Below are 7924 nucleotides of genomic sequence, written 5' to 3' on the forward strand. Positions count from 1 at the left end.
CCTACAAAAACAAAGGGAGTCCGTAATGGGCGAGCATGATCTGAACAGACGTCAATTCATCAAGACCGTGGGCGTAGCCTCGGTTGCCGCGGCGGCCATGAGCCTGCCGTTCGTCAAGGCCAACGCCAGCGACACCCGCTTTCAAGGCAAGACCCTGCGCCTGCTGACCTGGTCCGACGATACCGGCCTGGCCGCACTGCGCAACATCGCCGCGACCTTCGAAGACAAGTACGGCTGCAAGGTCATCGCCGACCGCACCGGCAGTACCTCGGAAATGGTCGCCAAACTCAAGGCCGGCGGTGATCGTCCGCAGTACGACATCATCACCCTGGCCGGCGTCGGCGCCGAAGGCCTGGCCGCCGCCAACCTGCTGGAAAAGCCCGACCTCAACCGCATCCCTAACCTGGTCGACGTACCGGAGAAATACCGCACCGGCGCCAATGGCCACGGTATCGGCTACCTGCTCTGGTGCAACAGCCTGGTCTACAGCACGCGCACCATCAAGCAGGCACCGGACAGCTATGCCGCCCTGTGGGACGCCGACCTGTCGCCGAACATCTTCCTGCCGCCGCCGAACTGGACCGAGGCCATGGACCTGATCATCATCGCCGCCAAACTGGCCGGTGGTGACGAGCACAACATCGAGCCGGGCTTCAAGAAACTCGCCGAGCTCAAGGATCGTGTGGTGACCCTGGGCGAGAACCCGAACCAGATTGCCGAACTGTTCCGCACTGGCTCCCTGGACATGGGCGGCCTGTACGCCCCGGCGTTTTTCCCGAAACAGATCCGCGATCCGAACTACGGTCTGGGCGCCACCTTCGGCATGAAGGAAGGTTTCTACACCGACCTGATGCTCTCGGTGATGCCGAAGAATCGTCCGGGCGATACCGACCTGACCTACGCCTTCATCAACCACTCCCTGGACCCGCTGGTGCAGGGCAAGATGGCTGAAGACATCTACAACGGCCCGGTCAACGCCAAGGCGATCATCTCCGCCGAAGCGCGCAAGAGCCCGTACATTCTCACCCCGGAGCAGATTGCCGAGAAGGCGATCATGCACGACAACGCCTTCCTGGCCACCGTGCATGACCAATGGATTCGTCGTTACACGGAAATCTTTTCTTCCTGATCTTCGACCACTGAAGATCCCCTGTGGGAGCGAGCCTGCTCGCGAATGCGGTCTGACATTCACCATTGATGTCGACTGACAAATCGCTTTCGCGAGCAGGCTCGCTCCCACAAGGGAATGATGTGTCTGGAAGATCTGTGTTTCAGCTGCTTTCCATTGACGAGACCTTTGCTATGGAACACCAACCTTTGACCCATTCGGTCAGTGTCGCCGAGCCGCGCCCGAACCGGGGTGTTTCGCCGACGGCCCGTGCCTGGTTTTTCCTCACGCCGTCGATGCTGTTTCTTGGCGTACTGATTGCCGCCAGCCTGCTGGTGCTGCGCATGAGCGTGGGCACCAAAGGCGCGGAATGGTCCGGGTTCAGCCTGGCCAGCTACGCCCAATTGCTCGAACCCTACTACCTTAAATCGCTGATGCTGACCCTGCGCCTGGCGCTGATCAGCGCGGTGATCGCGGTGATACTGGCGATCCCGGTGGCCTACACCATGTCGCGCCTGACTTCGCCGTTTGTGCGGCGGATCTTTCTCGCCGCAGTGCTGTTGCCGTTGCTGGTCAACCTGCTGCTGCAAAGCTACGGCTGGCTGGTGATTCTCGGTCCCGGCGGCATGCTCAACCAGGCACTGATGGGCCTGGGCCTGATCAAGCGCCCGATCATGCTGTTGTACAACCAGAACGGCGTGTTGATGGGCCTGGTGCAAACCGCCTTCCCGCTGGCCGTGCTGCCGATTGCCAGCGCCATGCGCGGCGTCGCCCGCAGCTACGAAGAAGCAGCCGCCACCCTCGGCGCCAGTCGTTTCCAGGTGTTCCGCCAAGTGGTCTTGCCTATGAGCCTGCCGGGGATCATCACCGGCGCGACGCTGGTGTTTGCCTACAACGCCAGCAGCTTCGTGGTGCCGCTGCTGCTCGGTGGTCGACGCGTGCCGATGCTGGCGGTGATGGTGCATGACCAGATCGCCCCGCTGATGAACTGGCCCGCCGCGTCCGCCGCCGGCGTGGTGCTGATCGTCACCACCCTGGCGATCATGACCTTGTCCGAATTCATCACTGGCCGTCGTCGGCGCATGCTGGAGGCTTCCCAATGAGCACCCTGACCAAGAAGCGATATGGGCTGTTGCCCGGCGAGACCGGCAAGTTTGCCGGCATCCTTTCGGGCTTCATCCTGCTGCTGGCGGTATTGCCGATCCTGACCATGATCGTGATGTCGTTCAGCGGCGCGTCGAACCTCGACTTCCCGCCCAGCAGCTATAGCCTGCAATGGTACAAGGCAGCCTGGCACACCTTCGTGTCGCCGGACGCCAGCGATGTGCTGAGCCTGGGCAAGGCCATGACCACCAGCCTGATGGTGTCGTGCCTGACCATGGTCTTCGCGACCATCATCGCCGTGCCGGCGGCCTATGCCCTGACCCGTTGCGAGTTCCGTGGCAAGGCCGTGGCGCTGCAATTGATGTCGCTGCCCCTGGTGTTCCCGATGGTGGTGCTGGGCCTGGCGTTGCTGCTGGTGTTCGACAGCCTGCCGTTCCAGATGACCACTTCGCGGCTGGTGATCGCCCACGTGATCCTGGCACTGCCGTTTGTGGTGAAGAACTGCACGGCGGCCATGCTCTCGATCGGCAGCGAAGTCGAAGAAGCCGCGCAAATGCTAGGTGCTTCGCCGCTGCGGGCGATTGTCGACGTGGTGGTGCCGTTGATGAAGTCGGGGATCCTGGCAGGCATGTTGCTGGCGTTCATCGTCTCGTTCAACGAGTTCACCGTGACCTATTTCCTCTACACCATCGATGTGATGACCGTGCCGATCTGGATGTACAGCCGCACCGTGTCGTCGCTCGATCCAACCGTATTTTCGTTTGCCGTGCTGATCGTGCTGATCGACTTCGTCCTGATCTGGGCGCTGGAGAAGCTGGTCGGTGAAGGTGGCGTTTCGTTCTGATTTCTTGAGGTGATTCTTATGTCTGGTCTGATTCTGGAAAACGTCGAGAAATATTACGGCTCGGCCTGCGCGGTAAAAGATGTGAACCTGCATTTGCCCGAGGGCAAGCTGGTGTGTTTCCTGGGCCCGTCCGGTTGCGGCAAAACCACCTTGCTGCGCATGATCGCCGGCCTGGAAACCCTGAGCGGTGGCGAGATTCGCCTGGACGGCGAGGACATCGGCCATACCCCGGCGCACCTGCGTAATTTCGGCATGGTGTTCCAGTCCCTGGCGTTGTTCCCGCACATGACCGTGGGGGAAAACATCGCCTATCCACTGAAACTGCGCGGGGTCAGCAAGGCTGACCAGCAGGCGCGGGTGGTGGAGTTGCTGGAGTTGATTCAGCTGCAAGCGATGATCGATCGCCCGGTAGCGAAACTCTCCGGCGGCCAACGGCAACGCGTGGCGATTGCCCGGGCGATTGCCAACCACCCGAAAATCCTGTTGCTCGACGAGCCGCTGTCGGCGCTGGACGCCAAGCTGCGTGAGTCGATGCAGGTGGAAATCCGTCAGTTGCAACAGCGTCTGAACATCACCACCTTCATGGTGACCCACGACCAGCGCGAGGCCATGACCATGGCTGATATCGTTGTCGTGCTGGGCGAGCACAAGGTGCAGCAGGTGGGTACGCCGATCGAAATCTACCGCCACCCGGCCAACGAGTTTGTCGCGGACTTCATCGGCTCGGGCAACATCTTCCCAGCCACGGCGCTGGGCGACGGCAAGGTCAGCCTGCCGGGCGGCGATGCGTTGCAAGTGCCAATCTGCAGCAGCATTGTGGTCGGTGAAAAAGTGAAGATGCTGATTCGCCCGGAAGACCTGCAACTGTCGGCGCCGCAAGCCACGGCGGGTAACCGCTTGCTGGGCAAGGTGACCTTCGTGCGCGATATCGGCGCGACCATCGAGACTACGGTGGAGTGTTCCGGGGTGTCGTTTACCGCGCTGAGTACACCGTGCCAGGGGTTTGGCTTGAGCGTTGGGCATCCGGTGTCGGTGACATTGCCGGCAGAGGCTTGCCGCGTACTCGGCGCCTGACTGTACTGGCCTCTTCGCGAGCAGGCTCGCTCCCACAGTGGATCTTCTGTGAACACAGCATTTGTTAACACCAAAGATCAAATGTGGGAGCGAGCCTGCTCGCGAAAGGGCCGGCACACCCCACACAAATCTCAGCTAGACACTCAGGCGCAACCGCGCCAGGTCCCGCAACGGCGGCGCGCCGAACAACCGGCTGTACTCCCGGCTGAATTGCGAAGGGCTTTCATAGCCGACCCGATACCCCGCCGCCGAAGCCTCCAGCCCTTCGGCCAGCATCAAGCGCCGCGCCTCCTGCAGGCGTAGCTGCTTTTGATACTGCAACGGACTCATTGCCGTCATCGCTTTGAAGCGGTGATGCAACGTCGACACGCTCAAGTTCACTTCTTTGGCCAGGTCATCGATACGCAGCGGCTGCTCATAGTTGCTGTTGAGCCACTTGATCGCCTGGCTGATGCGATGACTCTGACTGTTGGCAATGGCAATTTCATACAGCCGATGCCCCTGCTTGCTGCGTAATAACCGGTAGAGAATTTCCCGACGAATCAGCGGCGCGAGCATGGTGATGTCTTTCGGCGTGTCGAGCAATCGCGCCAGGCGCAGCACGGCGTCGAGCATTGCGCTGTCGAGACGTTCGACATACAACCCGCGTCCGGTTGGCCGGGTGGGTACGCCGAGGGGACCGGCGTCGGCGATCAGCGCGGTGATCTCCGCGGGGTCAATGTCCAGCCGCAAGGCCAGGATCGGTTCCTCGGTCGAGACATTGACCACCCGCCCGCTCAGCGGCATCGAGACCGAGACCACCAGGTAGTTCAGCGGGTCGTAATTGAAATACTCGTTAGCCAGCTGAACTTCTTTGCGTCCCTGGGCCATGATGCACAGCGCTGGTTGCGCCAGTACCGGGGCGAACTCGTGGGACTGGCTGTGGCGCGACATGAACAGTGAGCCGATGGCAGTGGCATAACTGCCATCTTCGGCAGTGTTGCGACGGATGATCGCCGCCAGTTCCGTGCGCTGCTTTTCCATGTCGGTGTCCAGCGGGGTTTGCGGCGGGTGTGAAAAGTGATCGAGAGACGACATGCAAGGCATCCTCGGCAAGGCATGGGTGATGGGGCAGAGCATATGTTTGTGCAAGCAACAGCGGTAGACACATCCTGCCAGATGCTTGCCTGATTCTGCACGGGGTTGTTTCCGTGCACGGGCAATGCGGGATGCAGACGGGAAAACTTGCTTGAAACTCGCATGGCAGAACCGTGACAGGATTTTCCATGTTGTTACAGCCAGTTCATGCACGTTCGCAGGATTGTGCAACGCGCCGGCAGGAATCGACTAACGACACAGGCACATCGGCCTTTAACCTTGGATCCTGTCGCAGCCCGTTCCGCTGGCTGCCTCGCGACTCCCCGGGAGGGTTGAACATGTCAAAGCAGATCCCCGTCAGTCATATGGCCTTTGTCCGGGCACGCCCGGGGCGTTCTCAAGAACTGGGAGTGCGCCTGAGCGCGCTGATCGAGCCGTCGCGGGCCGCACCAGGCTGCCTGAGCTTCGCCTTGCAGCAGTCGCAATGCGATCCGCAGTTGTGGCTGGTGTCCGGTTTTTGGGTCAACCAGCAGGCCATGAACGCGTACTTCAGCACGCCGGCCATGGAGGTTTTTGCCGAGCTGGTGCAGGAACTGGTGGTCGACAGCCTGGATTTTCACACCTTCAAGGACGTGTCGGCGACGCAGGCGTTGCGACAGTCCGGGGCAGCGGTACACAAACTGGCCGGTTGAGGGTTTAATGGCAGCATTCTCAACTAGCCAGGATGCGCGACATGGCACGCAAAGCCTTTGAACACTTCGAAGCCGTTTCAGCTGTAGTACCGGGCGAGGGTGGCTACCACGCCGCAATCGCAGTCAAGGCATTGGGTGGTTCCGGCGCCCCGCGTTTTCACAAAGTGTTGGAAGGCCAGACCTTCAAGACCGCTCACGAGGCCGATGATGCGGCCGCGAAGGAGCTGACTCGCCTCAAGGACGTCAAGGAAAACACCGACCTGCTCTGGTAATCACTTCACCGCCCCCGGGCGATACATCTTGAACAATGCCTCAGGCCCCAGCTGGAAATAATCCGCCGGCCCGCCGCCGCGCAGAATCGGTTCTGCCGCGGCGGTGTCGTACACCCCATCCTTCAATAGCCACTTGGCGATATGCACGGCGACGACTTCGCCGAGAATCAGCCAGCTCGGCACCACATTTCCGTCCGCCCGCTGCAGCTGAATAATCTGGGTGACCTTGCATTCGAAAGACACCGGGCTTTCGGCGACCCGTGGCACCTGAATGACTTTCGAGGGGACGGTGGTCAGGCCTGCCAGTTCGAACTCGTTGACCTGCGGTCCGACCATGGCACTGCTCTGGTTCATCTGCTCGGCCAGTGGCCGGGTGGCGAGGTTCCAGGCGAATTCACCCGTCTGTTCAATGTTGTTCAGGCTGTCTTTGCGCCCGACGCTGGAAAATCCAATGATCGGCGGGATGTAGTTGAAGGCGTTGAAAAAGCTGTAGGGCGCCAGGTTCAAGCGGCCTTCGCCATCCTGTGAAGAAATCCAGCCGATGGGGCGCGGGCCGACGATCGCGTTGAACGGGTCGTGGGGCAGGCCGTGGCCATTGGCGGGTTCGTAGTAGTGGATGTCATCGGGCATGGAGAAAATCCTGGGGCTTTCGATAGGCGGTCATGGTGCTGGGACCGGCACTATTTTTCCAGCCAATAAACATCTCGTAGGAGCTGCCGCAGGCTGCGATCTTTTGATCTTGCCGTTGGAAATCAAAAGATCGCAGCCTGCGGCAGCTCCTACAGGTGTTGTGACAGTGCGCATGTTTTTGCTGTGCTCCAGAAATGACTAAGCCCGGCCGAAGCCGGGCTTTGGTGCCAATCTTGCGGATTAGCTGACGGAAGCACCGCCAGTGCGGTCGTAACCATCTTCAGCGACAGTGGCGCCGCCGGTGCGGTCGTAGCCATCTGCGGCGACGGTAGCGGAACCAGTGCGGTCATAGCCGTCTGCTGCAACAGCGGAACCAGTGCGGTCGTAACCGTCGGCAGCGAAGGTGTTGGCGGCCAGTACGGACAGGGCGATGGCGAGGAACAGTTTGGTTTTCATTTCATTTCTCCAGGTTCTTTGGCGTTTTGTCTCTCGGGCATGGGTTTCATGCTACGCCAATTAAACTGATTAAAAAGCGCAAAATAATGCTAAAAACAATCGATTAAGTAGATGTTAAGGCCGTGAGGCTTTACTGCTTTCAGAGACTAGTGAACGCATCGCATTTAACCGATCAGGCAAACTCAGGACGGCGGCCGGGCATTAACTCGTGATTAATCCATTGGATGGCGATTCTGTTTTCCAAGACCCTGGGCACCGCGCTTGGCGATTACCTGGCTGATGACTCGGGGCTTGGCTTTGCCGGTGGCGCGCTATTGATCGGCTCGACCATTGCGTTGGTCGTGCTGCTCAAATACTTCACGAAGATTTCGTCGGTGCTGTTGTTCTGGGTGGCGTTCGTGCTCACCCGGCCGTTCGGCGCGACATTGGGTGATTTCCTGACCAAGCCACATGAAAAGGGTGGGCTGGACTTTGGCACCATTGGTTCGACGCTGGTGCTGGCGGGGATTCTGGTGGTGATGATTGCGGGGGCTTCGTACGCGCAGAACACGTACGCGAATCGGGCGGTAGTCGAGTTGACTTGATACCGAGGCGTCCCCTTCGCGGGCAAGCCTCGCTCCCACAATGGATCCGAGTGAATCAGCCCTTGTGGGAGATTCTATGGTTG

The 7924-nt window shown here is 60.2% G+C and carries 9 protein-coding genes and 1 pseudogene; 7 read left to right on the forward strand and 3 right to left on the reverse strand.

Annotation, left to right across the window (positions count from 1 at the left end):
- Nucleotides 1–25 precede the first annotated feature (25 nt).
- The 4 genes from PG5_RS22730 (at nt 26) to PG5_RS22745 (ending at nt 4130) form a co-directional block, all read left to right on the forward strand.
- On the forward strand, nt 26–1129 hold the full coding sequence (locus PG5_RS22730) for an extracellular solute-binding protein (RefSeq protein WP_020799480.1): 1104 nt from the start codon (nt 26–28) through the stop codon (nt 1127–1129).
- Between the two features lie 173 nt (nt 1130–1302).
- Nucleotides 1303–2211 (forward strand): ABC transporter permease, encoded by a 909-nt coding sequence (locus PG5_RS22735; protein ID WP_033041993.1) that lies wholly within the window; start codon nt 1303–1305, stop codon nt 2209–2211.
- Complete coding sequence (locus PG5_RS22740) at nt 2208–3056, forward strand: ABC transporter permease (protein ID WP_007986104.1); 849 nt, start codon at nt 2208–2210, stop codon at nt 3054–3056. Before PG5_RS22735 ends, PG5_RS22740 begins: the two co-directional genes overlap by 4 nt.
- A gap of 18 nt (nt 3057–3074) precedes the next feature.
- Entirely contained in the window at nt 3075–4130 is a 1056-nt protein-coding gene (locus tag PG5_RS22745) for an ABC transporter ATP-binding protein (protein WP_020799483.1), read from the forward strand.
- Nucleotides 4131–4265: 135 nt separating this feature from the next.
- Here the strand turns inward: PG5_RS22745 and PG5_RS22750 are convergent, their stop codons facing one another.
- Nucleotides 4266–5207, reverse strand: coding sequence for an AraC family transcriptional regulator (locus tag PG5_RS22750; protein WP_020799484.1), 942 nt, complete (start codon nt 5205–5207; stop codon nt 4266–4268).
- Between the two features lie 338 nt (nt 5208–5545).
- Between PG5_RS22750 and PG5_RS22755 the strand changes: the two genes are divergently transcribed.
- On the forward strand, nt 5546–5899 hold the full coding sequence (locus PG5_RS22755; protein WP_033041757.1) for a putative quinol monooxygenase: 354 nt from the start codon (nt 5546–5548) through the stop codon (nt 5897–5899).
- A gap of 41 nt (nt 5900–5940) precedes the next feature.
- Nucleotides 5941–6171, forward strand: coding sequence for a hypothetical protein (locus PG5_RS22760; protein WP_020799486.1), 231 nt, complete (start codon nt 5941–5943; stop codon nt 6169–6171).
- Here PG5_RS22760 and PG5_RS22765 read toward each other — a convergent pair whose 3' ends face one another.
- Both PG5_RS22765 and PG5_RS22770 read right to left on the reverse strand, forming a co-directional pair.
- Nucleotides 6172–6801: a flavin reductase family protein gene (locus PG5_RS22765; RefSeq protein WP_020799488.1), complete on the reverse strand. Its 630-nt coding sequence runs from the start codon at nt 6799–6801 to the stop codon at nt 6172–6174.
- Between the two features lie 240 nt (nt 6802–7041).
- Entirely contained in the window at nt 7042–7257 is a 216-nt protein-coding gene (locus tag PG5_RS22770; protein WP_008061934.1) for a hypothetical protein, read from the reverse strand.
- Between the two features lie 212 nt (nt 7258–7469).
- On the opposite strand from PG5_RS22770, the pseudogene PG5_RS22775 reads away from it, so the two are divergent.
- Nucleotides 7470–7841, forward strand: a pseudogene (locus PG5_RS22775) (hypothetical protein); the annotation flags it as partial.
- Nucleotides 7842–7924 lie beyond the last annotated feature (83 nt).

It is taken from the genome of Pseudomonas sp. G5(2012), from assembly GCF_000408945.1.
Lineage (GTDB): Bacteria > Pseudomonadota > Gammaproteobacteria > Pseudomonadales > Pseudomonadaceae > Aquipseudomonas > Aquipseudomonas umsongensis.

Bases quoted from the DNA above. Each gene is read 5' to 3' on its own strand.
- PG5_RS22750 (WP_020799484.1), bottom strand. From the start codon at position 5,207: ATGTCGTCTCTCGATCACTTTTCACACCCGCCGCAAACCCCGCTGGAC.
- PG5_RS22755 (WP_033041757.1), top strand. From the start codon at position 5,546: ATGTCAAAGCAGATCCCCGTCAGTCATATGGCCTTTGTCCGGGCACGC.
- PG5_RS22760 (WP_020799486.1), top strand. From the start codon at position 5,941: ATGGCACGCAAAGCCTTTGAACACTTCGAAGCCGTTTCAGCTGTAGTA.
- PG5_RS22770 (WP_008061934.1), bottom strand. From the start codon at position 7,257: ATGAAAACCAAACTGTTCCTCGCCATCGCCCTGTCCGTACTGGCCGCC.
- PG5_RS22740 (WP_007986104.1), top strand. From the start codon at position 2,208: ATGAGCACCCTGACCAAGAAGCGATATGGGCTGTTGCCCGGCGAGACC.
- PG5_RS22735 (WP_033041993.1), top strand. From the start codon at position 1,303: ATGGAACACCAACCTTTGACCCATTCGGTCAGTGTCGCCGAGCCGCGC.
- PG5_RS22765 (WP_020799488.1), bottom strand. From the start codon at position 6,801: ATGCCCGATGACATCCACTACTACGAACCCGCCAATGGCCACGGCCTG.
- PG5_RS22745 (WP_020799483.1), top strand. From the start codon at position 3,075: ATGTCTGGTCTGATTCTGGAAAACGTCGAGAAATATTACGGCTCGGCC.
- PG5_RS22730 (WP_020799480.1), top strand. From the start codon at position 26: ATGGGCGAGCATGATCTGAACAGACGTCAATTCATCAAGACCGTGGGC.